The organism is Nocardioides sp. SLBN-35 (genome assembly GCF_006715725.1).
Lineage (GTDB): Bacteria > Actinomycetota > Actinomycetes > Propionibacteriales > Nocardioidaceae > Nocardioides.
This window is the reverse complement of the sequence record NZ_VFNU01000001.1, coordinates 2,231,907-2,255,566: the sequence shown is the minus strand read 5'-3', so window position 1 is coordinate 2,255,566 and position 23,660 is coordinate 2,231,907. Positions and strand designations below refer to the sequence as shown.

Genomic DNA, 23,660 nt, shown 5'->3' with positions numbered 1-23,660 from the left:
CCGACGGACTAGTAGTTCTTGGCTGTCATGCCGGCGACCGTGATGCTGACGTTGCCGGGCCCGTCGTAGTAGCAGTTGCCGAACCCGGAGCCGTTGTAGCCCCCGTTGACGGACTGGTCGGTGTTGCAGGTCGCGGGGTCGTTGTTGAGCAGGTTGGCGCCGGACACGGTGAAGTGGGTCGGGTTGGGCTGCTGGAGGAAGCCTGCCGCGAAGAGGTTGACCGAGCACCTCGTGTTGTTGCTGTTGCAGGCCATGCTGACCGACAGCGCCTTCGGCTTCGACTTGGCGATGAAGGTGGCCACGGGGCTGTACTTGCGCTCGCCCTCGGCCGTGGAGACGGTCCGGGCCCGGATCGTGCGCTGGGTGCCGCCCTGGTCGACGACCTCACCGTAGCCGGAGCCGGTCAGCGGGGTGAACGCGCCGTTGTCGACGCTGATCTCGACGCCGGTGACCGGCATGCCGTTCTCGCGGCCCTCGGCGATCGGCAGGTCGATGCGGTAGTAGTTGCTCTCCACCGAGCCGGAGCTCGTCGGCGCGAAGGGCTGTCCCCACGTCTTGACCCCGTAGCGCGTCGCCGTCTGCCCGTCCACCGCGCTGTTGCCGTTGAAGGTCACGGCCCACACCTTGACGTCGTGACTGCCGTTGTCGACGAACGTGATCGCGCGTCCACCGGCACCCGGGGCGCTGTCGAAGGTCTGGTAGGTGCCGCCGGACTGCACGACGTAGTGGCGGATCGCGAGACCACCGTCGTCGGCCGGCGGGTCCCAGGCGATCACGGCGGTGCGGTCCGAGGGAGAGGTGCCGACCTCGGTCAGGTTCTGGACCGGCCCGGACCTGGTCCACGGACGTCCGGAGACGCTCGGGCTGCGGTCGCTGGTCCCCGCGTCGTTGGTGGCGGCGATGGTGAAGGTGACCGTCTTGCCCTTCTGGATCCCGTCGCTGGGGTCGAAGGTCTTCGAGGTCGCCGACCCGTCGACGGTGTACGTCGAGCGGCTGCAGCCGTTGCACGTGATCTCGTAGGAGGAGACCGCGTTGCCGTTGCTCTGCGACTCCGACCACCGAGACCAGTCGATGCGCACCCACGGGTCCTGGCTGACCGCGCCGTCCTCGCTGGCGGTCAGCTGTGGCGCGACACCGGACCTCATCGGTACGCCGAACGGCGCGACGGCCTTCGAGGGTCCCGAGAACTGGCGGCGCGGCTCGACGTCGTTGACCGCCCGGATCTCGAAGGCGTACGGCGTCCCGTTGTCGAGGCCGGGGATCACGCGCGAGGTGTCGTTGCCACCGGCGGTCCAGGTCGTCGCGCTGCCCGCCTCCTTGATCTCGTACGACGTGATCGGCGAGCCCTCGTTGGCAGGCGGCGACCAGCGCAGCGTGAGCTGGCGGTCCATCCGTCCCCCGGTGGGCTTGGACTCCACCACGATCGTCGGCGGCGACATCAGCTCCGGCGCCTTGTTGGGGATGATCTGCTCGGAGGCCGGCCCCTGCTCGCTCCAGCCCTCGCTGTTGTGGGCCCGGACGCGGAAGGTGTAGGCCTTGCCGGGGGTCAGGTCGACCAGCCGGCAGGTGGTGTCGGTGCAGGTCTGCTTGAAGCCGTTGTCGCCCGAGACCTCGTACTGGTCGATCGCTGCGCCGTTGGTCGCCGGCTCCTGCCAGGTCAGCACCGCGGAGGAGGCCTCCACCGACGACAGGAACGGCCGGTCCGGCGCATCGGGTACGGCGACCACGGTCACCGTGATCCGTGCGGTGGCGTCGCGCTCGCGATCGTCGGAGGCGTCGGCGACGGTGACGCGGAGGATCGACGTACCGGTCTCGACGGGGGTGAACCGGACGGTGGAGCCGTCGGTCTTCACCCCCTCGAGCCGGCCGCTGCCGCCGTCACGCCGTGCCTCACGGACCTGGATCGGCTCGCCTGGATAGGGGTTCACCGCGTAGTCGGCGATGTCGACGGTCGTCTCCTCGTCGCGCGTCGCCGTCAGGTTGATCGCCGGGATGTCGAGCAGCGGACGGTCGCTGCCGACCACCCGCACGGTGACCACGCCCTCGTCGGTGCCGCCGTGGCCGTCGTCGGCGAGCACCTTGACCTGCAGCGCGTCGCCGTCGTTGACGCCGCCGCCGGCCTTGATGCTCAAGATGCTGCTGTCGGAGCCGATCCGGGCGTCCAGGCCGTTGTCGGCCGACTCGACCGACCAGGTCATCGACTTCAGGTCGTCCTTGTTGGCGTCGCGGGTCAGGCCGGACAGGTCGACCTCGCCGGCGTCGCCGTCCTCGGTGACGTCGATCGAGGCGTCGCGCATCTGCGGGGCGACGTTGCCCGACGGCTCGACGTCGACGGGGACGGTGAGCAGCGAGGTGAGCGCCGCGTCCTCGGCTGCGGTGCGCCCGTCGGACACCTTGACGGTGACCGAGGCCGGTCCGACGTAGTTGCGCGTGGGCGTGAAGACCAGCGAGGTCGGCGAGGCCTCGGAGACCTCGACCAGGCCGTTGACGGCCGACGGCACGGAGTCGGGCACGATCTGCGGCTCGCGGCCGGCGCGGGTGACCACGACGTCCTTGAGGTCGAAGGTGACCGGCTTGCCGGCGACGGCCTTGACCGGCACCAGGTCCTTGTCGGTGGTCAGCTGCGGGGGCACGTTGTCGGTGCCGGTCACGTAGATGACGCCGAAGGTCCCGGAGGACTCGTCGTCGGCGTCGTCGAGCTGGTAGAGCACGACCTGGTCCTGGGCGGCCAGCTCGATCCGCACCTTCGCCTCGTCAGCGGCGACCTCGCACATGCCCTTGCTGCCCGCGTCGCAGCCGGTGACCCGCAGGTCGGCCTTCGCGCCGTCGAAGTCCAGGTCGTTGTCGAGCACCGGGACCTCGACCATCTCGCCGGGGTCGCGGCCGATGATGTCGCCCAGGTCGGCCACGTCGTCGCGGGCGATCGGCGCATAGAACGGCGCGTCGCGGCTCGCGGTCACCTTGAGCACGGCGTTGTCCTTGGCCCCTGCGGCGTCCTCGATGGTGTAGCCGAGGTTGGTGGCCGCCGACCCGGTCTCGGGAGCGTCGCCGACGGCGAGCTCGACGAAGCCGTTGTCGTGCTTGGCCTTGTCGTCCGGGTTGAGGGACTCGATCCGCAGCGCGTCGTCGTCGGGGTCGGCGTCGTTGGAGAGCACGTTGTAGGAGATGGTGCGGTTCGGCTGCACCAGCACGCTGTCGTCGATCGCGACCGGCGCCTGGTTCTCGGTCTCCTCGGGGACCACGCCGACACGGACCTCGGCGACCCCGGTCGCGCCGTACTTGTCCTGGACCAGGATCTGGAAGAAGTCCGTGCCGAACTTGTCGTCGAACGCCTCGTAGCGGATCCAGTCGACGCCCGTGTCGATCACACGACCGAGCGAGGGGGCGGTGAGGATGCTGCGGAAGGCCACCGAGTCGCCGTCGGGGTCGGCTCCCCCGAGGTCGACGCCGATCACCTTCGGCCGCCCGGCGATCACCCGGTCGGTGATCGGCTGCGGCAGGGGCGGATGGTTGTTCTTGGCGGAGTCGGGGATCACGAAGATCGCGACCTCCGCGGAGGCCTTGAGGCCCTCGGCGTCGCGGACGCCGTAGAAGACCGAGTAGTTGCCGGGCTCCTCGGGCGCGCGCAGGCGCAGCGTGTCGCCGGCCACCCACACGTCGAGGTCCTCGTTGCGCAGGTCGGACTGGAACAGCCGCGGCTTGCCGCCGTCGGGGTCGGAGTCGTTGGCGAGCACCGGGATCGTCGTCACCGCACCGGCGCGGACCGTGACCTGGTCCTTGTTGGCGATCGGGTGCCGGTTCTCCTTCGTCGAGCGCCGCTGGGTGATCACCAGCTGGCCCGTGACGGTGCTGCGGCCGTCGGACACCCAGTAGTCGACGGTGGCCGGACGGCCGGTGAGGTCGGCCGTCGAGCTGGCCACGGCGATCCGCTTGTCGACCACGGAGACCTTCACGCCGGGGACCGACGGCGGCCCGACCCGCTTGACGACGAGCACGTCGCCGTCGGGATCGAGGTCGTTGAGCAGGAGGTCGACCTGGGCGCTGCCGCCCGGCGTGATGGCGGCCTTGTCGCGTACGGCGATCGGCGGCCGGTTGTCCTTGGGCGGCGACTCGATGTCGAGCCGGATGACCGAGGACCTGGTCGCCGAGGAGTTGTAGGCGGTGTAGGCGAGGTAGTAGCTGCGCGCCTTGTCGGCGGTGAAGGTGAAGGTGCCGCCCTCGAGGTCCTTGGAGATCTCGGTGCCCGCGTCGTCGCCGAGCACCTTGACGCTCTTGAGGGTGAGGTCGGTGCCCTCGGGGTTGCGGTCGTTGGTCAGCGGCTGCACGACGACCGCGGTGTCGGCGATGCCGGAGGCCAGGTCGGGGATCAGCTCGGGCGGCGCGGTGTCGCCGAGGATCTCCACCGGGAGCTTGCCGTCGTAGACGGTGGTGCCGTCCTCGATGGTGTAGTCGATCTCGGTGACCTTCGCGCCGGTGCCGTTGTCGGTGAAGGTGATGGTGCCGTCCGGGCGGTACTCGACCTCGCCGCCGCGCGCGTCGGCGTAGGTGAGGGTCAGGTCGTCGCCGTCCTTGTCGTAGAAGTCGGCGAGCAGGTAGTAGCTGGAGCTCGCGCCGCTGGCGACCGTCAGCTTCGGGTCCCGCTTCGGCATCAGCTCCGGCTTGACGTTCTTGTCGTTCTCCTCGATGTCGAGGGTGACCGTCGCGTAGACCTGCTCGTTGACCCGGCCGTCGGTGACGTAGTAGCGGAAGGTCGAGGTGCCCGTGACGTCGCCGGGCACGGTGACCTGCAGCTGGGTGCCGCCGCCGACGATCTTGACCTCCAGCTCCGGGCCGCCGACGTGGGTCGTCTTCGCGATGCTGATGATGTCGCCGTCGGGGTCGTGGTCGTTGAGCGCCACGACCGGCAGCACCGTCGTGCGGCCCCGCCGGGCGCCGAGGTGGTCGTCCTCCGGCTCCGGCGCGCGGTTCTCCTGCTCGGGGACCTCCTCGCTGATCTCCTTGAGCTTGGACTTGTTCTCGTTCTGCGGGTCGACCGCGGGCCAGTTGTCGATCTTGGCCTTGCCCGGGTCCTGGACCAGCCAGGCGTCGCCGGTCACCGAGTCGTTGAGGACCACGACATCGCGGTTGACCCGGAACTGGAGGTAGGCGCCCGGCTGCATCCCCGGGATCGGCAAGGTGTCGTCGCGGTCGCTGCCCGCGCAGTCGCGCAGGTAGTTGTGGGCCGAGCCCGGGTCCGACCAGGCGGCGTAGACGCAGCCGGTGTCGGTCATCTGGACCGGGGCGGCCGGCCGGCCCGAGACGCTGCCCCTGCTGGCCTCGTGCACCTCGCCGCCGCCGACGGGAGTGACCAGCAGGCCCTCCCGGGTCGCGACATAGACGTCGTCGCTCTCGTCGGAGGGCTGCTGCAGCTCGACCTCGGACGGGTCGGCGGTCTCGAGCACGACGGGCTTCGTGCCGGGGCGGGAGAGCTCGAAGGAGGACCGGTTGAAGAGCACGGGGACGTCGCCGACCACGGTCAGTGCGACCATCGCCGGGTCCGTGCCGACGCCCTTGCCGAGCTCGTGGGTGTCGCCCTCGACGGCGGCGCCGCTCTCGTCGAGGGTGAAGGAGGTGACCTTGCCGTCGCGGCCCAGGACCCACGCCCGGCCGTCGGTCCCGACCGCGGCGGTGAGGGCGTGCTTGAGGTCGGGGGTGGTCTCCTTGGCGGCGAACCCGCGGAACCGTTCGGCCGAGCGGACCCAGGCGTCGCCGCTGACCGGATCGACCACGGCGAACGTGGACCCGCCGTTGGCGACGATCGCACCCGTCGGCAGCGAGGTCGGGTCGAGCACGTTCGCACGGACGACGTCGACCTGCTTGACCATGCGCTCGGTGGAGTCGTCGTCGACGTACAGGCTGGTGGCGCGCTGGAAGATGTCGAAGTCGGTGCTGCCGGCGTCGACGCCGAGGTCGAGCTCCTTGATCTGCGGGTTCAGCCGCGCGACCAGTCCCAGCTGGTTGTTGGTCACCCACACGCCGCCGTCGTTGAGGTCGACCTCGGTGAACGGCTTGCCGTCGTGCTCGAAGGCGAGCACCACGAGCGTGCCCACCACCAGCGCGAGGACGGTGGCGGACGCCGTACGGCGCCATCGGCGGATCCTGGTCATCGTCGTCATCTGCCCGTCACGCATTCGACCTTGGAGAGGGCGGAGGTCTGGCCACCCTCGCGGGAGAGCGCCACCTGGACGCACACCGTCGCGTTGCGCTTGACGGTGAGCGTCTTGCTGGTGGCGTCGGTGTACTCCGGGGGCGCCGGCTCCACGCCGTCACCGGAGAGCAGCACCTTGAACTCGTCGCCCTTGCGGGGATCGGCGGGCGCCCAGGTGAAGGTCCACCGGATGCCCTTGCCGGCCTTGGTCACGACCGGTGGGTCCGGGCGGTCCAGCAGCTCGACCGGGTCGGGCGGGTCCTCGCCGCGCAGGGTGCCGTCCTTGCCCTTGTCGTCGCCGGCACTGCCCGCGAGCAGCGCGTAGCCGACCGCACCGAGGAGGATCGCCGCGACCACGCCGATGCCGATCCGGGCGGGTACGCCGAGGCGGCGGGCCTCGGAGCGCTGCGGACCCGTGCGGCGGGCGGACCGGCCGCCGGTCGTGCCGCGGTGTCCGGAGTGCGCGGCGTGCCCGGAATGACCGGAGTGACCGGAGTGGCCCGGATTGAGGGTGTCCTCGTCGGCGCCGGGCTGCAGCGGACCGAGCCGCTCGTGCACCGCCGCCGGGATGATCACCGAGACCGGCCGGACCAGGGTCCGGGCGTCGTTGGGGTGCTCCTCGCCGAGCGCGGACGGCGAGGCGTCCATCACCTCGAGCCGGGTCGGCGACTGCCGCAGCTCGATCTGCACGTCCTGGAGCTGGCGGCCCAGCACCATCGCCGAGACGGGGCGGCGCTCGATCTCGACGGACATCGCCCGCCGCAGCACGTCGACCAGGGATGCCGGCACGTCGGGGCGGCGCAGCGGCGTGAGCTGGCCGCGCTCGATCCGGGTCATCAGTGAGGCGTTGTCGTTGGCGGCGTCGCGGCGCTCGAACGGCGGGTGCCCGATGAGCAGCGAGTAGAGGGTCGCGGCCAGCGAGTAGACGTCGCTGCGCACGTCGTGGCTGTCGGCGGCCAGCGACTCGGGCGGCGACCAAGGGATCGAGAGGCCCTGGGCGCCGGCACCGGTCTCCCCCACCACCGAGGCGATGCCGAAGTCGGTGAGCAGCGGCACGCCGAAGGTGCTGGTCAAGATGTTGTGGGGCTTGATGTCGCGGTGCAGGATGCCGGCCCGGTGGGCGGTCTCGACGGCACTGGCGATCTTGACGCCGATGTCGAGGACCTCGGCGACGGCGAGCGGCTGGGCCCGGTAGCGCTGCGCGACGTGGGGCGGCGGGCAGTACTCCATGACCAGGAACGCCCGGCCGTCCGAGCTCACCCCGGCCTGGTAGATCGGCACGATCGAGGGGTGGTTGGACAGCTGGGCCATCACGTTGGCCTCGGCGCGGAACAGCTCGATCGACGCGGCGTCGCTGCCGCTGCGCAGCACCTTGATCGCGACCTGGCGGGTCGGCAGCTCCTGCTGGTAGCGGAACACGTCCGCGAAGCCGCCCTCGCCGACGAGGTCGACGAAGTGGAAGCCGGGGATCTGCGGTGGCTGCTGCATCGTGCCCTGCTCAGACCTCGTCCGGGGCGGGGACGAGGGTCGCGGTCAGGCCCTTGGACAGGGTCAGCACGTCGCCGAGGGCGACCTCGGTCACCACACCGCGGTCGAGCGGGACGGGGACGCGGCCCTGGCGGGCGAGCAGCGTGCCGTTGGTGGACATGTCGGTCACGGTCACCCGGCCGCCGTCGGCGGAAACCTCCAGGTGGGTGCTGGACACGTAGGGGTCGTCCACGGTGACCAGGGCCGGGAGGTTCTGGCTACCCCCGACCTGCTGGATGCGGGGGCTGCGGCCGATGAGGACCCGGCGCCGCACGGGGACCACCCGGCCGGTCGAGAGGGCGAGGGCCACTGAGGGACGGACCGGCACCGACGGCGGGCGCAGGGTGGGCGGCGGGGCGCTGGGCGGGGCGCCCGGCGGAGTGCCGTGCGGGGCCGCACCCGGCGCCGCGGCGGCGCGCAGGGCCTGCAGCTGGGCGGGGGTGATCGTGCGGCCGTCGTGCTCGGGCGAGGGGTCGACCGTGCCCGTCGGCTGCCATGCCGGCGGCGGGGCCGAGGGCGGGGCCGAGGGCGGCGGGGTGGTCGGGGCGTCCGGCCCGGCCGGCGGGGGTACGGCGGGGCGCTGGCTGCCGCGCACGACGGTGTACTCGGACGCGGGGGCGTGCGGTGCGGCGGGCGCGGCCGGTGGCGGGGGCGGCGTGGGAGCGGCGGCGGGAGCCGGGGCGGAGGTGCCGCAGAGCACCGGGCGCCAGGTCACCCCGGCGCTGCGGACCACGCCACCGGCGAGCGGCAGCTCGGGACCGGCGGCCGGCGCGCCGAGCGGGGCGACCTCGACCACTGCGCCGGGGCTCAGCGTGGCCGTGGCCTCGGTCCACATGGTCGCGTCGCGGCCGTCGACGGCGAACCCGTCGACCCGCACGACCAGGCCGCCGCGAACCAGGATCCGGGCCTCCGTGCCGTCGAGGCGCACCGCGGCGAACTCGGGCAGGGCGCGCAGGTCGCCGCGCGAGAGCACCTCCACGACCGTCGGCGCCTCGAGGTCGCGCTCGCGCAGCGCGGCCACCTCGGCGAGCCGGTCCGGGGTGGAGACCACGACCCCCTCGTCGGTGACGAGGGTGGCGAGCTCGCCCGGCAGGTAGCTGGTCATCGGCCGCCCTGTCGGCCGGGGGCGGTGTGCTCGGCGGCGGGCGCGGTGACACCGACGCCCTCGACGTCCACGACGACCACGGTGACGTTGTCGTGGCCTCCGGCCGCGACCGCCGCGTCGACGAGGGTCAGCACGGTCCGGTCGGGAGCCATGCCCTCGGACAGGATGTGCAGGATCGCGGTGTCGGACAGCTCCGAGGTGAGGCCGTCGGAGCACAGCAGCAACCGCGAGCCGGGCTCGGCGGGGATCAGCGCGAAGTCGGCCTCCGAGGTGGTCAGCGCGCCGATCGCGCGGGTCACGACGTGCCGCTCGGGGTGGCCGATGGCCTCGTCGCGGGTGAGGTGGCCCGCGTCGATCAGCTCCTGGACGACCGAGTGGTCCTTGGAGATCTGCTCGAGGACGCCGCCGGCGTACGTGTAGGCCCGGGAGTCGCCGATGTTGGCCAGCAGCCAGTAGCCGCGCCCGTCCTCGAGGACGTAGGCCGCCGTGACCAGCGTGGAGCCCGGCGCGGAGCTGAACTCGGCTGCCAGCGAGGCGACCCGGGTCTGCGCGGTGGCGATGGCGGCCTCGACGTCGGCCGGCTGCACCTCGTGGAGGCTGGCGAGCGACTCGAAGGACTCGACGACCAGCCGGCTCGCGACGTCGCCGCGGGCGTAGCCGCCCATGCCGTCGGCGACCAGGAAGAGCGGCGGCGCGACCAGCGAGGAGTCCTCGTTGACCTGGCGGACCCGGCCGGGGTGGGTGCCCGCGGCGTGCACGAGACGCGTGGCCTGCCCTGGCGACGACCAGGACTCCGCTCCCGTCGCGTTGACCCGCACCTGTCCCACCCCCGAGACGTCCCTGCCCCCATGCCCCAAACCACCCGACGGTTGGGACGCTGGGCGCAGCCTAACCCGCTCCCCCGAGTGGTGAGGCATTGATGGGGGAGGCCGCCGAGGCACCATCTAGGCTGGCCGGATGAGCCAGAAGCCCGAGATCGACTTCGTCGACCCCACCCCGCCCACCGACCTCGTGATCACCGACCTCACGGTCGGCGACGGTGACGAGGCCACCGCCGGCAGCACCGTGTCGGTCCACTACGTCGGCGTCGCCCTGTCCAGCGGCGAGGAGTTCGACGCGTCGTACAACCGGGGCACCCCGCTCCAGTTCCGCCTCGGCATCGGCCAGGTCATCCAGGGCTGGGACACCGGCGTGCAGGGCATGAAGGTCGGCGGCCGCCGCCAGCTGGTCATCCCGCCGCACCTCGGGTACGGCGACCGCGGCGCCGGCGGCGTCATCAAGCCCGGCGAGACGCTGATCTTCGTGGTCGACCTGCTCGGCGTCAGCTGAGCCCCTGCTCGACCAGCTCCACCCGCTTCACCAGGGCAGGTTGTCCGGTACGTCGCCGTGGGCGACCCGGGCAGCCTGCCCTTGCAGCTCCACGACGTCCCCGACGTGGAGCTGACGCCCCCGGCGGGTGTCGACCTCGCCGTTGACCTTGACCAGCCCGTCGGCGATCACCGGCTTGGCCTCGGCACCGGAGTCGACCAGGTTGGCGAGCTTGAGGAACTGACCGAGCCGGATCGACTCGTCGCGGATCGGGACGTCGACGGGCACCGGGCCCGCCGACTGCGACTCCTTGCGCCTGCGTCCGAACATGGCCATCAGTGAAGCACCACCGAGATCGTGTGGATCAGGACCCCCACCAGGCCGCCCACGATGGTGCCGTTGATCCGGATGAACTGCAGGTCGCGGCCGACATGCAGCTCGATGCGCCGGGCGGCCTCCTTGCCGTCCCACCGCTCGATGGTGTGGGTGATGACGGCGGTCAGCTCGGCGCCGTACCTGTCGACGGCGAAGACCGCGGCGTCGGCCGCCATCTTGTCGAGCCGCTCGCGCAGCGCCGCGTCCGAGCGCAGGCGGGCGGAGGCGCCGTCGACCTCGACGAGCAGCCGGCGGCGTACGGCGCCCTGCGGGTCGCCGAGCGAGCTGAGCAGCGCCTTGCGCAGCGCCTGCCACAGCGAGATGGCGCTGGCGATGACGGCCGGGTGGTCGAGGACCCGGTCCTTGAGCCGCTCGGCGCGCTCCTGGGTGGCCGGGTTCGACACCAGGTCGTCGGCGAGCTGGCCGAGCATCGAGTCGAGCGCGCGCCGGGCCCGGTGGTCGGGCCTGTCGCGGATCTCGGTGAGCCAGCGGACCATCTCGAGGTGCAGCCGGTTGATGACGTAGGTGTTGACCGAGTCGGGCGCCCACCAGGGTGCGCGCTCCCCCAGCACGTCGTGGACGGTGTCGGGGTTGGCGAGCAGCCAGCCGTGCATCTCCTCCAGCATCAGGTCGACCAGGCCGTGGTGGAGGTCGTCGCGGATCGCCTCGGCGAGCAGCCCGCCGAGCAGCGGGGCGATCGGCTCCTCGCGGAACCGCGGCACCAGCGCCTCGGTCACCAACGCCTCGATGTGGTCGTCGCGGACCTTGCCGAGGGCCAGCGCGGCGATCTCGGAGCCCTCGGTGACCACTCGCTCAGCGTTGGCGGGCACGGCGAGCCAGTCCCCGACCCGTTGCGCGATCTGCACGCCGAGGACGCGCTCGCGGATGATGTCCTCCTGGAGGAAGTTCTCCCCCACGAACTCCTCGAGCCCCTTGCCGAGGTCGTCCTTGCGCTTGGGCACCAGCGCGGTGTGCGGGATCGGCAGGCCGAGCGGGTGCTTGAACAGCGCGGTCACCGCGAACCAGTCGGCGATCGCGCCGACCATCGAGGCCTCCGCCCCGGCGTTGACGTAGCCCCACACGCCGTCCTTGCGCAGGGTGGCGACGTAGACCGCGGCGGCGAGCAGCAGCAGCGACACGGCGACCGTGCGCATCCTGCGCAGCGCGCTGCGGCGCACGGCATCGGTCGTCGGGTCGGACGGGATCAGCGGGCCGGACACAGGACCATCCTTGCCTAGGACACCACCGGTACGACGAAGCGCGGCCCCGGGACGATGCCCCGGGGCCGCTGCGACGGTGCGGAACCCCCCAGTCACCGCACCTGTCGTTTCGTCGGTATCAACGAGCGGTGAACGGAGAGGTTCCGGATTTACCCGTGATCGGTTGTCACGGCTATTGAACGGGTGTCAAAGGCTGCTCGAAGGGCGCCGGCGCGGCACGGCGGCCGCGAGGAGCACGCCGACGAACGCCGCCGCCGCGCCCACCCCGAAGCAGATCGCGAAGGCCTTCTCGGTGGGCAGCGCGTAGCCGCCCAGGTCGAGGGTCGAGGCGGTCAGGACGGCCGCCATCGCGGCCGACGACACGCTGGTGCCGATGGAGCGGACGAGCCCGTTGATGCCGACCGCCGAGCCGGCCTCGGCGAGCGGCACGGACTCGAGGATCAGGGTCGGCATGGCGGCGTACCCGATGCCGACGCCGGCCGAGGTGATGCAGGTGGCGATCATCATCTGCCAGGCGGCGTCCATCAAGAAGAGGGCGAACAGGTAGCCCAGGCCGAGCACGGTGCCGCCGATCATCAGCGTCGCCCGGGCGCCGATGACCCGGATCAGGCGACCGGAGACGGGCGAGAAGACCATCATCACGACGCCGCCGGGTGCCATCCACAGGCCGGTCTCGAGCAGGCTCTGGCCGAGGCCGTAGCCGGTCGCGGCCGGCGACTGCAGCAGCCGCGGGATGACGATCGCCTGGGCCATCATGCCGAACCCGATGGCGATGGCGGCGAGGTTGGTGAGCAGGACGGGGCGGCGGGCGGTGGTGCGCAGGTCGCACAGCGGGTCTGTCGTGCGCAGCTCGTAGCCGCCCCAGGCGAGCAGCACGACGACGGCGGCGACGAGCAGGCCGAGGGTGCGGCCGTCGGTCCAGCCCCACTCGTTGCCCTTCGAGACGGCGACGAGCAGCGCGACCAGCCCGACGGCCAGGCCGACGGCGCCGACCACGTCGAACCCGCCCGGCACCGCGTCGCGCACGTGCGGCACGAGCAGGACCACGGCCAGCGCGACGACGGCGGCCAGGCCCGTGGAGACCCAGAACAGGGTGTGCCAGCTGAAGTCCTGGACGATCCACGCGGACAGGGGCAGCCCGACCGCGCCCCCGACGCCGAGCGTGGCGCTCATCGCGGCCATCGCCGTGGCGGTGAGCCGTGGCGGGGTGACCTCGCGCAGCAGCGCGATGCCGACGGGCACGAAGCCCATGGCGCAGCCCTGCAGCAGGCGCCCGGCGAGCATCGGCGCCAGGCTCGCGCTGAGGGCACAGATCAGCGAGCCGAGCACGAGCACCAGCGCGCTGATGACGAGCACGCGCTGCTTGCCGTACAGGTCGGCGAGCCGGCCCGCGATCGGCATCGCGACGGCCGCGGCGACCAGGGTCGCGGTGACCACCCACGAGGCGTTGGCCTCGCTGGTGTGCAGCAGCCGGCCGAGCTCGCCCTGGATCGGGATCACCATGGTCTGGGTGAGCGAGGCGGTGAGGCCGCCGAAGCAGAGCACGGCCACGACGAGCAGCGCGGAGCGGGGGGCGCCCTGCGTCGTACCGGAGCCGGATGCGCCGGTCGCCGGCGCGGAGGAGGTCGCAGTCACGAGGGCTGAGTCAACGGCGTTGACCGTCCTGTGTCAACAGTGTTGACCGAGCCCGGGGATGCCCTACGGTTGCGCTGTGACGAAGACCTCGCCCGACGCGCGGCGCCCCCGTGAGCTCCGGCCCGCCGGCCGCGCCACGCGCAGCGCGATCGAGGACGCCGCCCGGAGCCTGTTCGCCGAGCGCGGCTTCGACGGCGCGTCGGTGCGCGCGATCGCCGCCGCGGCCGGTGTCGACCCCGCGCTGGTGATCCGGCACTTCGGGTCCAAGGAGGCGCTCTTCCTGCGCACGGTCGACACCTCGCTCGGCATCGGCACCGTCCTCGACGGCCCGCTCGAGACCGTCGGGCGGCGACTCGTGGCGTACTTCCTCGACCCGCGCCGGCCGGTCATCCGCCAGCGGTACGTCGCCCTGGCCCAGGCCGCCCACCACGACCAGGTGCGCGAGGAGATGATCCGCCACACCGCGGAGACGTACGTCGCCCCATTGACCCCGCGCCTGTCCGGCCCGAACCCCGAGCTCCGGGTCGCGCTCGCGGTCGCCCAGCTCGGCGGGCTGCTCAACCTGCTCTTCCTCCAGCGTGACCCCATCGTCACCGCCGCGGACCCCGAGGTGGTGATCTCGACGTACGGCGACGCGATCCAGCGGCTGCTCACGCCGCCCCTCGCCGCCGAGCCGGACGCCCGATGAGGAACGCCCGCGCCTGGCACGGCCTGACCGCGGTGGTCACCGTCGCCGCGCTCGTCCTGCAGCTGGTCCTGGTGGTCCAGGGCGGCCGGGTGCTCGACGAGGTCGAGCCGCCGAGCCTCGGACTGCGGCTGGCCCGGCTCGTCGCCTACTTCACGATCCAGAGCAACCTCCTGGTCGCCGTCGCCACGACGTTGCTGGCCCGCGACCCGCTCCGCGACGGCGCGGCGTTCCGGGCGGTGCGCCTGGCCTCGACCGTCGGTATCACCGTGACCGGGCTGGTGCACTTCCTCCTGCTCCGCCCGCTGCTCGACCTCGACGGCGCGGACTGGGTGGCCGACAAGATGCTGCACGTGTTGGTGCCGCTCCTCGCGGTCGTCGGCTGGTTCGCGTTCGGCCCGCGGCCCCGCATCGACGGGCGCGCGGTCGCGGTCGCCTTCGCCTGGCCGATCGCGTGGCTCGCGGTGACCCTGGCCGTCGCCGGCGCCACCCGGTGGGTCCCCTACCCGTTCCTCGACTTCCGCGAGGAGGGCTGGGGCTCGGTGGTCGTGGTCTGCCTCGGGATCACCGCCCTGTTCGCGGCGCTCATCGCCGGCTTCCGGTACGCCGACCGGAGGATCGCCGCCTCTCGACAGGCCGACCCGGTCGCGGCACCCTGATCGCGTGACCACGCTCTACGAGCAGGCGGGCGGCTTCGACGCCCTCCTCGACCTGTGCAACCGGTGGCACGACCTGTGCCTGGCCGACCCGGTCGCGGCCCACCCGTTCGAGCACGAGCTGCACCCCCAGCACGACGAGCGGCTGGCGGCGTACCTCAGCGAGGCGCTCGGCGGCCCCGCCCTGTACACGGCGGGCTACGGCGACGAGAGCTCGATGCAGCGGCTGCACGCCGGCAACGGCGAGCACGCCGAGCTCGACGAGGTCTGCCTGGAGCTGTTCGACCGGGCGCTGGCCGACGTCGGCATCGACGGGCACGCCGGCCGGCAGATCTCGGCCTACTTCCGGCGCGCGACGCAGGCGATGAGCGCGTACGCCGACAGCCCGGACCAGGTGCCGAACGGGCTGCGGTTCAACCACGCCTGAGCCTGCAGAGCAGGGCTCAGCGATCGGCGAGCGCCAGCTTGACCGGCGCCCGCAGCAGGTCGACCCGGGCGGCGCGGCCGCCGACGACCGTGAGCACCAGCAGCGAGGTGAGCACGCCGTCCTCGCGCAGGGCGACGGCCGGGGCGCCGTTGGCCTCGACCAGCTCGACCTCGACGTCGCCGGCGTACTTGGCGACCAGGCCGACCAGGAACCGGGCGACCCGGTCGGCGCCGTGGACCGGCCGGCGGGCCGAGCTGACCACGCCGCCTCCGTCGGAGGTGAGCACGACGTCGGGGTCGAGGGTCTCCAGCAGTGCGGCCAGGTCGCCGCCGGCGGCCGCGGCGAGGAAGCGGCCGAGGACCTCCTCGTGCGTGGTCCGGTCGACCTCGAAGCGGGCCGGCTGGGCGGCGAGGTGGGTGCGGGCGCGGGACGCGAGCTGGCGGACGGCGGCCGGGGTGCGGCCGACGACGTCGGCGACCTCGGGGAAGCCCATCCCGAACACGTCGTGCAGCACCCAGGCGGTCCGCTCGGCGGGCGAGAGCGACTCGAGGACCACGGCCAGCGCGTAGCTCACCGTCTCGTCGAGGGTGACCCGGTCGGCGGGATCGGCCTGGACCGCGGCGACGAACGGCTCGGGGAGCCACGGGCCGACGTAGGACTCCCGACGGACGCGGGCCGAGCGCAGCACGTCGGTCGCGGCACGGGCGACCGTCACGGTCAACCAGCCCGTCAGGTCACGGACCGGCTCGCGGGCGTCGGCGTCGACCAGCCGGGTCCAGCAGTCGGCGACGACGTCCTCCGCCTCCGCGCGGCTGCCGAGGATGGCGTAGGCGACGCGGACCATCCGCGGGCGCAGGGCGTCGTACTCCCCCGCCAGCGCCTGGACCCGCGCGACCGGGTCACACACGCGCGAGCCACTCGTCGAACGTCATGGTGCCCAGCGTGGCACCGGGGCCGGGCAGCAGGCCACCCTGCTCGACCTGGCGGCCGGTGCGGCCCGCCATCGGCACGGGTACGACGATCCGGCGCGACCCCCGCGCCCGGACGACGGCGCGCACCATCCGGCCCAGGTCCTCGGGCCGCGGTCCGCCCAGGTCGGGCAGCAGCCCGGCGGGCTCGCCGAGGGCGGCGGCCACCAGCGCGGCGGCGACCTCGCCGGCCGCGACCGGCTGGGTGCGCATCCGCAATGCCATCGCGAACGGCCGCGGGCTGCGCTCGATCATCTGGCCGGCGAACTCGTGGAACTGGGTGGCACGCAGCACCGACCAGGGCACCGGCCCGGCCGCGACCAGCGCCTCCTGACGGCGCTTGCCGAGGTAGTAGGGCAGGTCGACCCGGTCGCACCCGACGATGGAGAGGGCCACGTGGTGGCGCACTCCCGCCTCCGCCCCCGCGGCGAGCAGGCGACCGGTCGCCGCCTCGAAGAAGGCGACCGAGCGCTTCGCGCTGAGGGTGTCGACGTTGCTCGCGTCGATGACGGCGTCCACGCCGTCGAGGGCCTCCGCCAGCCCCGAGCCGGTGGTCAGGTCGACCCCGGCGGAGCGAGCGATGACGACCGGCGTGGCGCCGGTGCGTCGTACCTCCGCGACCACCATCGCGCCGACCAGTCCCGTTCCGCCTGCTACTGCGATCTGCTTCATGACAGGTGGACGAGACGGGTCGGCGGAGTGTGACACCGGGTCAGGCGGCGTCCCCGCGGGCCTCCAGCGCGGCGGTGAGCAGCGCGACCAGTGCCTCGGTCTGCAGGTCGATGGCACCGCCCTCGACCTCCTCGCCGGCACCGTCGAGGGCGCGGGCGGCGAGCCCGGCCTTCTTGTCGATCAGCTCGGCGATGCGGGTGTCGAGGGTCTGCGTGGCGATCACGCGCCAGGCGGTGACCGGCTCGGCCTGGCCGATCCGGTGGACCCGGTCGATGGCCTGGGTCTGCTCGGCGTCGGTCCAGGAGAGCTCGGCGAGCACCAGGTTGGAGGCGACCTGCAGGTTGAGCCCGACGCCGGCCGCGGTGAGCGAGCAGACCGCGACCTGGACGTCCGGGTCGTTGACGAAGGCGTCGATCTCCCTCTGCCGCGTGGTCGAGGACTGGTCGCCGCGCACCGAGCTGTAGCGGATCCCGCGCTCGGCGAAGGTCTTCTCGGCGGTGTCCATGACGTCGATGTGCTTGGCGAAGAAGACGACCTTGCCGACGTTGCGCGCCAGCTGGGCGGTGTAGTCGGCCGCGAGGCCGGCCTTGGCCTGCCCGATCCGGCGCATCATCGTGAAGACGTTCTCGCCGGTCTTGGTCGAGTTGTCCTCACGCTCCCAGCCGGCGACCTGGCGGACCAGGCGGTGGTCGATCCCCTCGACCTCGGCGCCGGTACGGCGGGTGGCGATCGCGGCGTCGTAGCGCTCCACCATCCGCCGGGCCAGCTCCTGCTCGGCCTTGCGGATGGAGCGTCCGGCCTCGCCCTCGAGCTCGACCGGGATGTCGGCGACGCGGCGGGCCGGGATGTCGGCGGCGACGTCGATCTTGCGGCGCCGGGCGATGCCCTGCTCGATGACGGCGCGGCGCGCGGCCGGGTAGAACGCCGGGTCGGCCGGGGTCAGGCCGGTCTCCTCCAGCGCCTCCATCAGGGGGCCCTGCGGCACGACGTTGTCGATCCAGCCGAGGAACTGCCAGATCGCGCGGAAGTCCTCGATGTCGTTGATCAGCGGGGTGCCGGTCAGTGCCATCATCAGCGGGCGCGCGATCCGGGAGCGGATCCGCGAGGCGATCTCGAGCACGTTCTGCGAGCGCTGCGAGGTCTTGTTCTTGATGTAGTGCGCCTCGTCGACGATCATGCCGCGGAACCCGTGGGTGCCGAGCCAGCCGACGTGGCGGTCGAGGATCTCGTAGTTGACGACGAACACGTCGGCGAAGCCGTCGGCGTCGTCACCGTCGCCGTGGAGCACGGTGGCGCGGCGGTTGGGCGTCCAGATCTCGACCTCGCGCGCCCAGTTGGTCTTGACCACGTTGGGGACCACGGCCAGGAGCGGGAAGGCCCCCGCCGCCTCGGCGGCGAGCAGCGCCTGGGCGGTCTTGCCGAGACCCGGCTCGTCGGCGAGCAGGTAGGTGCGGTGGCCCTCGGCGGCCGAGGCGATCAGCTGGGCCTGGTGCTCCATCAGCTCGCGCCCGACCGGCGCGTGCCGGCCGGTGAGCGCGGTGAGCTGGTCGGCGTCGGGAAGCGGCATGCAGGCCGGCGCGTCCGGCGCGGCCCGCTCGAAGGAGCGGAACAGCGGCTCGAGCAGCTCCCAGCCGGCCAGCCGCCGCGGCGGGACCTTGACCCGGGCGTGCGCGAAGTCGGGTGCGAGGAAGGGGTGCGAGAGCTGGTAGGCCTGCACCGACAGCGGAGTGACCCGCTTCTCGGCGAGCGCCGCCAGCTCCGGGTCGACGGTGACCGGCGTCGGCTCGGGCTCCGGCTCGTCCACGCCGGCCTTGCGCAGCAGCTCGCGACGCATCGCCTTGGCCGACTCCGAGATCTCGGCGTTCTCGTCGAGCAGCGTGAACAGCGTGCTGTCGCGCGCCGCGGTCTGGGCCAGGATCGTGGCGATCCCGTCGAGCCGCTTGAGCTCCTCGCCGCGGCGGCTGTCGGACAGCTCCGTGTCGTTCTTGACCCGGGCCCGCTCCTCGCGCGCCAGCAGCGCCACGACCTGGAACTTCGCGCGCACCTCCGGCATCGCCGAGCGCCGCGCGACCGCTGCCTCGACCTCGCGCACCGCGCGGGCGAGCTGCGGGATGATGCCCTCTTCGTTGCGACGCGTGCGCGCCGACTGCGAGCCACGACGCTGCTGCGTCGCCCCCCGCTGGCCTCCTCGAGCCACAGGCTTCCTTCCAAGCGGCCGCCGACACACGGCGACCCCGGTTCATCAGCTGGTTCGACCGGCGGCTCGCGCTGCTGCGGGAGGACACCGATCGGCGTACGTCACCGGTTCTCGTCGCGAGGACGGCGTCCGGTGGTGGGCTCAGAGTACCCCACCACCGTTTCACCTGTGGTCGGCATCACCGCGTGCGTGGCGGCGGGCCGCCGCGCCCCATGCGTTCTGGTCGCCGATCGAGCCGGATGACGACCAGAACGAATGGGGTGCGGTTCAGACCAGGGCGAGCCCACTAACGCGTTAGTCAAGACTGACGTGTTAGCGGCACTCACAGCGTCCTGCCAGCACGGCCGCAGTCCGGGCCCAGCCTCGCCGCGGAAGGTCGAGGCAGGCCCGCACCGACGCGGGCGAGACGAGAGGAGCACCGATGAGCAAGTACCGCATGCGTGCCGCCGCACTGCTGGCAGCCGGCGCCGTCGCCGGCGGCGCGAGCGCCACCGCCCTGGCCGCGAACGCCGACGACACGACGAGCACGCCGAGCGCCACCGCCGACCAGGGCCGCCCCGGTCCCGGCGGACCCGGCGGTCGCGGCGGCCCTGGCCCCGGCCTCGACCCCGCCGCCCTGGCGAAGGCCTTGGGCGTGAGCGAGAACGACCTGACCGACGCCCTCGACGCCGTACGCGACCAGCTGAGGCCCGACGCCGCCGCCGAGCCCGCCGAGGGAGAGTCCCCCACGCCCCCGACCGACGCCGAGCGCGCCGAGCGCGAGGCCGCGCTGGCGAAGGCGCTGGCCGGGGAGCTCGGCCTCGACCAGGCGAAGGTGAGCGCGGCGCTCGACGAGGTCCGTGCCGCGCACGAGGCCGAGCGTCGCCAGGACCTCTCCGACCGGCTCGACGAGGCGGTGACGGACGGTGACCTGACGGCGGACGACAAGGCCTCGGTGCTCAAGGCGTACGACGCCGGGGTGCTCGGCCTCACTCGGTGATCGGCACCGGCTCGCCGAGTGCGTCGGCGCCGAGGTGCACGAGGGTCTGCTCCGGCGTGAACGGGTGGAACTTCACGGCCCGGATGTCGCGGTAGCACCGCTCGACCACCGAGCCGCGGAAGTACGCCGGCCCGCCGGCGACCTCCATCGCGAGGTCGCAGACCTCGATGCCGGCCCGGGCGACCTCCGCCTTGGCGGTCATCACCGCCAGGACACTCGCCCGGGACGGCGTCGGATCGTCACCGACCAGCGCGAGCGCGCCGTCGAGCGCCCAGACCGCCACCTGGATCCGCGCGCGCATCACGCCGACCTGCCGCTGGATCGCCACGTCTCCGCAGCGACGGCCGGCGGCGGCCACCGCGGCGTCGTACGCCGCCTCGGCGACACCGAGGTAGGCCCCGCAGATGATCGGGAACGCGATGCTCGAGATGACCTGCAGCGGCGGGTCGACCACGCCCCACGGGCGGTTGGCGAGCACCTTGTCGTCGGGGACGAAGACGTCGACCAGGTCGATGTCATTGCTGGCGGTGCCGCGCATCCCCAGCGTGTCCCAGTTGTCGGCGACGGCGACCCCCTCGGCCGCGACCGGCACGGCCAGGTTGAGGACGCGGCGGCCCAGGTCGGGGTCGTCGTAGCAGGCCATCGTCGAAATGACCGTGCCATGGCGGGACTGGCTGGCGAAGCGCTTGCGGCCGGTGACCCGGTAGCCGCCGTCCACCCGGACCGCCACACCCTGCGGCTGGGTGTAGTCGCCACCGCCGGTCGAGACGAGGAGGACCTGCTCCTCGGCGACCCGGCGCAAGGTGGCCTCGGCCCCGGGCAGGCCGCGGCGGTAGCGCCACGCGGTGAACGCGACGACGTGCTGGTGCATGGCGCTGGCGAGGGCGGTCGCCCCGCAGTGGTGCCCCAGCTCGCGCTGCAGGGCGACGAGCTCGCGGACGGTGGCGCCGTCGCCACCGAGCTCGACGGGGACGGCCGCGCGCAGCAGGCCCGCGGCCCGCAGCTCGTCGTACGCCTCGGACACGAAGCTGGCCTCCGCGTCGTGGCGGGCGGCGTGGGCGGCGATGCGGGGGCCGATCGCGGCGGCCCGTTCGGCAGGGGTGGGACGGGTGGCGGACTCGGTGGTCGGCTGGAGTGTGCTGGTCATGCAACCAATGTCGGACCGGCCCCGGCGGGGCCTCCAGTCCATGAATGCGACCCGGCTGGTCCAGGTTCTGGACTACCCCGGCGGGTCGCGCGGGAGGACCATGGAGGGATGCCCGACTACGGCAACTACTGCCCCGTCTCCATGGCCGCCGAGGTGGTCGCGGACCGCTGGACGCCGCTCATCATCCGCGAGCTGGTGCTCGGGAACACCCGCTTCAACGACATCGCCCGCGCACTGCCGGGCATCTCGCGCTCGCTGCTCGTGCAGCGCCTGCGCCACCTCGAGCGCCGCGGGGTGCTCGAGACCTGGCCGGCGCCGACGGGTCGCGGCAGCGAGTACCACCTGACACCGGCCGGGCGCGACCTCGAGCGGGTGATCGACAGCCTCGGGCGCTGGGCGATCGAGTGGCTCTTCGAGGAGCTGCGCCCCCACGACGTCGCGCCGACGACCCTGATGTGGTGGATGCACCGGCGCGTCGACCTCCAGCGGCTGCCACCGGGCCGCACGGTCGTGGAGTTCCGGCACACCGCGCCGGAGGCCGTGACCATCTGGCTGGTCATGGAGCGCACCGAGGTGTCGGTCTGCCTGCAGCACCCCGGCTTCGCCGTCGACGTCGAGGTCACCGCGACCACGCCGGCCCTGTCCGACGTCTTCCAGGGCTACTGCTCGTGGGGCGAGGCCGTCGAGGCCGGCCGGGTCCAGGTCGCCGGTCTCCCCCGGCTCGTCGAGGCGCTGCCGCGCTGGTTCCTGTGGAGCCCGTGGGCCGCGGTGACCCGGGAACGGGCGGATCGCGCGCTGACTAACTAGAACCTGTTCTAGAGTCTGCGGCGTGGGTACCTACGCAGTCACCGGCTCGGCCTCCGGCATGGGCGCCGCCGTCCTCGCCCGGCTCGTCGCCGAGGGTCACACCGTCATCGGCGTCGACCTCCGGGAGGGGGACGTCGTGGCGGACCTCGCCACCGCGGACGGGCGTCGTACGGCGGCCGCCGCCGTCCTCGAGCGAGCCGGCGGCGTCCTCGACGGCGCGGTGCTGGCCGCGGGCCTGGGCCCGGCACCGGGCCGGGACCGCGCCCGGCTGATCGCGGAGGTCAACTACCTCGGGGTCGTCGAGCTGCTCGACGCCTGGCGCCCGGCGCTGGCCGCCGCCGAGCGGGCCAAGGTGGTCGTCTTCTCCAGCAACTCCACGACGACCGTGCCGATGGTTCCGCGCCGTGCGGTCCGCGCCCTGCTGGCGCGCGACGTGCCGAAGGCGCTCGGCACGCTGCGCAGGTTCGGGCGGATGGCGCCGACCTTCGCGTACGGCGCCAGCAAGATCGCCGTCAGCCAGTGGGTGCGCCGCGAGGCGGTCACCCCCGCATGGGCCGGCGCCGGCATCCGGCTCAACGCGATCGCGCCCGGCGCGATCCTCACCCCGCTGCTCGAGCAGCAGCTCGCGACGCCGGCCGAGGCGAAGCGGATCAAGGCCTTCCCGGTCCCGATCGGCGGCTTCGGCGACCCCGGGCAGCTGGCCGCGTGGGTGGTCTTCATGCTCTCCGACGCCGCGGACTTCCTGTGCGGCAGCGTGGTCTTCGTGGACGGCGGGTCGGACGCCTGGTTCCGCGCCGGCGACTGGCCGCGCGCGGTGCCGGCCGTCCGGCTGCGCGGCTACCTCAGGCGGATGAAGGAGTTCCGAGCGCAGCGCTGAGCCCGGCGACCAGCGCCGCCACGGGCGCCGCAGGCTCCGGTCCGGCCGGCAGGGTGGCGATGATCGCCCGCCGTGGCGCGTCCGGTACGGCGAGCGCCACCACGTCGCGCCGCAGGGCAGGCACCAGCAGCCCGGGGACCAGTGCGACCGCGTGCCCGGCCGCGACCAGCGCCACCTTGCCCGCCAGGTCGGCGGCCGCGAGCTCGATCCGCGGCGCGAACCCGGCGGCCGCGCCGGCGGCGCGCAGCAGCGCGGCGGAGCCCTCGTTGTCCTCGGCCCAGGCCTCCGCGGCGAAGTCCGCGAGTCCCGCAGCGCCGGCCGCTGCCGGATGCCCCTCCGCGACGACCACCCGCATCACGTCCTCGCCGAGCCGCTGGCGCACGAGCCGGGCGTCGGCGGCGAGGCCGGGCGGGGCGTCGGTGACCACGGCGAGGTCGAGCACGCCGGTGGCGACGAGGTCCTCGAGCTCGGCGGTGAGCCCGGTGGTCAGGGTCCAGGCCGCGTCGAGCCCGCGCAGCGCGGCCGGCACCAGCCCGGCGGCGGCCGACGGGGTCGCACCGACGGCCACGACGCCCCGGCCGGATGCGGCCTCCCTCGTCGCGTGCACGGCCCGGTCCGCCGCAGCGAGGACGCCGCGGGCGTGCTGGGCGAAGGCGGTGCCGGCGGCCGTGGGCACCACCCCGCGCGCTCGGCGTTCGAGCAGGGCGACCCCGACCTCCCGCTCCAGCGTGGCGACCTGTCGGGAGATGGCGGACTGGGTGTAGCCGAGCTCGGCCGCGGCCGCCGAGAGCGAGCCGAGGCGGTGCACGGCGAGGAAGGTGCGCCAGCCAGTGAGGGTCATCCTGCCAACCTATGCGATCAGCGCATATCTGGCCTGCTGGAGTTGCG

The 23,660-nt window shown here is 73.1% G+C and carries 19 protein-coding genes; 7 read left to right on the top strand and 12 right to left on the bottom strand.

Annotated features, from left to right (window positions below; genetic code table 11):
• Positions 1-8: 8 nt before the first annotated feature.
• Genes FBY23_RS10920 through FBY23_RS10905 form a run of 4 tightly spaced genes read right to left on the bottom strand, consistent with a single transcriptional unit; the run spans position 9 to position 9,646 of the window.
• Positions 9-6,146: an Ig-like domain-containing protein gene (locus FBY23_RS10920; protein ID WP_141798168.1), complete on the bottom strand. Its 6,138-nt coding sequence runs from the start codon at positions 6,144-6,146 to the stop codon at positions 9-11.
• Between the two features lie 5 nt (positions 6,147-6,151).
• Complete coding sequence (locus FBY23_RS10915; RefSeq protein ID WP_141798167.1) at positions 6,152-7,675, bottom strand: serine/threonine-protein kinase; 1,524 nt, start codon at positions 7,673-7,675, stop codon at positions 6,152-6,154.
• Positions 7,676-7,685: 10 nt separating this feature from the next.
• Positions 7,686-8,819 carry an FHA domain-containing protein gene (locus tag FBY23_RS10910; RefSeq protein WP_141798166.1) on the bottom strand — a complete coding sequence of 378 codons (1,134 nt, stop codon included), beginning with the start codon at positions 8,817-8,819 and terminating at the stop codon, positions 7,686-7,688.
• Complete coding sequence (locus tag FBY23_RS10905) at positions 8,816-9,646, bottom strand: protein phosphatase 2C domain-containing protein (protein WP_160158219.1); 831 nt, start codon at positions 9,644-9,646, stop codon at positions 8,816-8,818. The genes FBY23_RS10910 and FBY23_RS10905 overlap by 4 nt, the downstream gene beginning before the upstream one ends.
• A gap of 130 nt (positions 9,647-9,776) precedes the next feature.
• Between FBY23_RS10905 and FBY23_RS10900 the strand changes: the two genes are divergently transcribed.
• The gene (locus FBY23_RS10900) at positions 9,777-10,148 is read left to right on the top strand and encodes an FKBP-type peptidyl-prolyl cis-trans isomerase (RefSeq protein WP_141798164.1); all 372 of its coding nucleotides are present in this window, start codon (positions 9,777-9,779) and stop codon (positions 10,146-10,148) included.
• A 27-nt stretch (positions 10,149-10,175) separates the two neighbouring features.
• Here the strand turns inward: FBY23_RS10900 and FBY23_RS10895 are convergent, their stop codons facing one another.
• The 3 genes from FBY23_RS10895 to FBY23_RS10885 all read right to left on the bottom strand — a co-directional run bounded on the left by FBY23_RS10895 (position 10,176) and on the right by FBY23_RS10885 (position 13,357).
• On the bottom strand, positions 10,176-10,457 hold the full coding sequence (locus FBY23_RS10895) for an RNA-binding S4 domain-containing protein (protein ID WP_141798163.1): 282 nt from the start codon (positions 10,455-10,457) through the stop codon (positions 10,176-10,178).
• Positions 10,458-10,462: 5 nt separating this feature from the next.
• Positions 10,463-11,722, bottom strand: a complete 1,260-nt coding sequence (locus tag FBY23_RS10890) for a DUF445 domain-containing protein (RefSeq protein ID WP_260805896.1) — start codon at positions 11,720-11,722, stop codon at positions 10,463-10,465.
• A 186-nt stretch (positions 11,723-11,908) separates the two neighbouring features.
• The gene (locus FBY23_RS10885) at positions 11,909-13,357 is read right to left on the bottom strand and encodes an MFS transporter (protein ID WP_222117793.1); all 1,449 of its coding nucleotides are present in this window, start codon (positions 13,355-13,357) and stop codon (positions 11,909-11,911) included.
• Positions 13,358-13,433: 76 nt separating this feature from the next.
• Here FBY23_RS10885 and FBY23_RS10880 point away from each other — a divergent pair, with 76 nt between their 5' ends.
• From FBY23_RS10880 to FBY23_RS10870, 3 genes are read left to right on the top strand one after another with little or no spacing between them, the layout of a single operon-like run.
• Positions 13,434-14,045 carry a TetR/AcrR family transcriptional regulator gene (locus tag FBY23_RS10880; RefSeq protein WP_160158218.1) on the top strand — a complete coding sequence of 204 codons (612 nt, stop codon included), beginning with the start codon at positions 13,434-13,436 and terminating at the stop codon, positions 14,043-14,045.
• Positions 14,042-14,701: a Pr6Pr family membrane protein gene (locus tag FBY23_RS25955; RefSeq protein WP_160158217.1), complete on the top strand. Its 660-nt coding sequence runs from the start codon at positions 14,042-14,044 to the stop codon at positions 14,699-14,701. Before FBY23_RS10880 ends, FBY23_RS25955 begins: the two co-directional genes overlap by 4 nt.
• Positions 14,702-14,705: 4 nt before the next feature.
• A complete protein-coding gene (locus FBY23_RS10870; protein WP_141798161.1) occupies positions 14,706-15,125 on the top strand; it encodes an oxidoreductase in 420 nt (139 codons plus the stop codon).
• A gap of 16 nt (positions 15,126-15,141) precedes the next feature.
• On the opposite strand, the gene sigJ is transcribed toward FBY23_RS10870, so the two are convergent.
• The 3 genes from sigJ to FBY23_RS10855 are packed head-to-tail and all read right to left on the bottom strand — an operon-like array spanning position 15,142 to position 18,962.
• Positions 15,142-16,032: an RNA polymerase sigma factor SigJ gene (gene sigJ / locus FBY23_RS10865; protein WP_260805895.1), complete on the bottom strand. Its 891-nt coding sequence runs from the start codon at positions 16,030-16,032 to the stop codon at positions 15,142-15,144.
• Positions 16,025-16,765, bottom strand: a complete 741-nt coding sequence (locus FBY23_RS10860) for an SDR family oxidoreductase (RefSeq protein ID WP_141798160.1) — start codon at positions 16,763-16,765, stop codon at positions 16,025-16,027. The genes sigJ and FBY23_RS10860 overlap by 8 nt, the downstream gene beginning before the upstream one ends.
• Before the next feature lie 40 nt (positions 16,766-16,805).
• Complete coding sequence (locus FBY23_RS10855) at positions 16,806-18,962, bottom strand: DEAD/DEAH box helicase (protein ID WP_141798159.1); 2,157 nt, start codon at positions 18,960-18,962, stop codon at positions 16,806-16,808.
• A 421-nt stretch (positions 18,963-19,383) separates the two neighbouring features.
• Here FBY23_RS10855 and FBY23_RS10850 point away from each other — a divergent pair, with 421 nt between their 5' ends.
• Entirely contained in the window at positions 19,384-19,941 is a 558-nt protein-coding gene (locus FBY23_RS10850) for a hypothetical protein (protein ID WP_141798158.1), read from the top strand.
• Here the strand turns inward: FBY23_RS10850 and FBY23_RS10845 are convergent.
• The gene (locus FBY23_RS10845) at positions 19,931-21,088 is read right to left on the bottom strand and encodes an acyl-CoA dehydrogenase family protein (RefSeq protein WP_141798157.1); all 1,158 of its coding nucleotides are present in this window, start codon (positions 21,086-21,088) and stop codon (positions 19,931-19,933) included. The two genes, FBY23_RS10850 and FBY23_RS10845, sit on opposite strands and share 11 nt — an antisense overlap.
• 108 nt (positions 21,089-21,196) lie before the next feature.
• On the opposite strand from FBY23_RS10845, the gene FBY23_RS10840 reads away from it, so the two are divergent.
• Together FBY23_RS10840 and FBY23_RS10835 are read left to right on the top strand one after the other, a co-directional pair.
• Positions 21,197-21,895, top strand: coding sequence for a helix-turn-helix domain-containing protein (locus FBY23_RS10840; protein ID WP_141798156.1), 699 nt, complete (start codon positions 21,197-21,199; stop codon positions 21,893-21,895).
• Between the two features lie 22 nt (positions 21,896-21,917).
• The gene (locus tag FBY23_RS10835) at positions 21,918-22,772 is read left to right on the top strand and encodes an SDR family oxidoreductase (protein ID WP_141798155.1); all 855 of its coding nucleotides are present in this window, start codon (positions 21,918-21,920) and stop codon (positions 22,770-22,772) included.
• On the opposite strand, the gene FBY23_RS10830 is transcribed toward FBY23_RS10835, so the two are convergent.
• Complete coding sequence (locus FBY23_RS10830) at positions 22,738-23,613, bottom strand: LysR family transcriptional regulator (RefSeq protein ID WP_141798154.1); 876 nt, start codon at positions 23,611-23,613, stop codon at positions 22,738-22,740. The genes FBY23_RS10835 and FBY23_RS10830 overlap by 35 nt on opposite strands.
• Positions 23,614-23,660 lie beyond the last annotated feature (47 nt).

Excerpts from the sequence above, each read along its gene's own strand:
- FBY23_RS10850 (WP_141798158.1), top strand. The coding sequence starts at position 19,384 with ATGAGCAAGTACCGCATGCGTGCCGCCGCACTGCTGGCAGCCGGCGCC.
- FBY23_RS10830 (WP_141798154.1), bottom strand. The coding sequence starts at position 23,613 with ATGACCCTCACTGGCTGGCGCACCTTCCTCGCCGTGCACCGCCTCGGC.
- FBY23_RS10900 (WP_141798164.1), top strand. The coding sequence starts at position 9,777 with ATGAGCCAGAAGCCCGAGATCGACTTCGTCGACCCCACCCCGCCCACC.
- FBY23_RS10845 (WP_141798157.1), bottom strand. The coding sequence starts at position 21,088 with ATGACCAGCACACTCCAGCCGACCACCGAGTCCGCCACCCGTCCCACC.
- FBY23_RS10910 (WP_141798166.1), bottom strand. The coding sequence starts at position 8,819 with ATGACCAGCTACCTGCCGGGCGAGCTCGCCACCCTCGTCACCGACGAG.
- FBY23_RS10860 (WP_141798160.1), bottom strand. The coding sequence starts at position 16,765 with ATGAAGCAGATCGCAGTAGCAGGCGGAACGGGACTGGTCGGCGCGATG.
- FBY23_RS25955 (WP_160158217.1), top strand. The coding sequence starts at position 14,042 with ATGAGGAACGCCCGCGCCTGGCACGGCCTGACCGCGGTGGTCACCGTC.
- FBY23_RS10895 (WP_141798163.1), bottom strand. The coding sequence starts at position 10,457 with ATGTTCGGACGCAGGCGCAAGGAGTCGCAGTCGGCGGGCCCGGTGCCC.
- FBY23_RS10840 (WP_141798156.1), top strand. The coding sequence starts at position 21,197 with ATGCCCGACTACGGCAACTACTGCCCCGTCTCCATGGCCGCCGAGGTG.
- FBY23_RS10920 (WP_141798168.1), bottom strand. The coding sequence starts at position 6,146 with ATGACCAGGATCCGCCGATGGCGCCGTACGGCGTCCGCCACCGTCCTC.
- FBY23_RS10915 (WP_141798167.1), bottom strand. The coding sequence starts at position 7,675 with ATGCAGCAGCCACCGCAGATCCCCGGCTTCCACTTCGTCGACCTCGTC.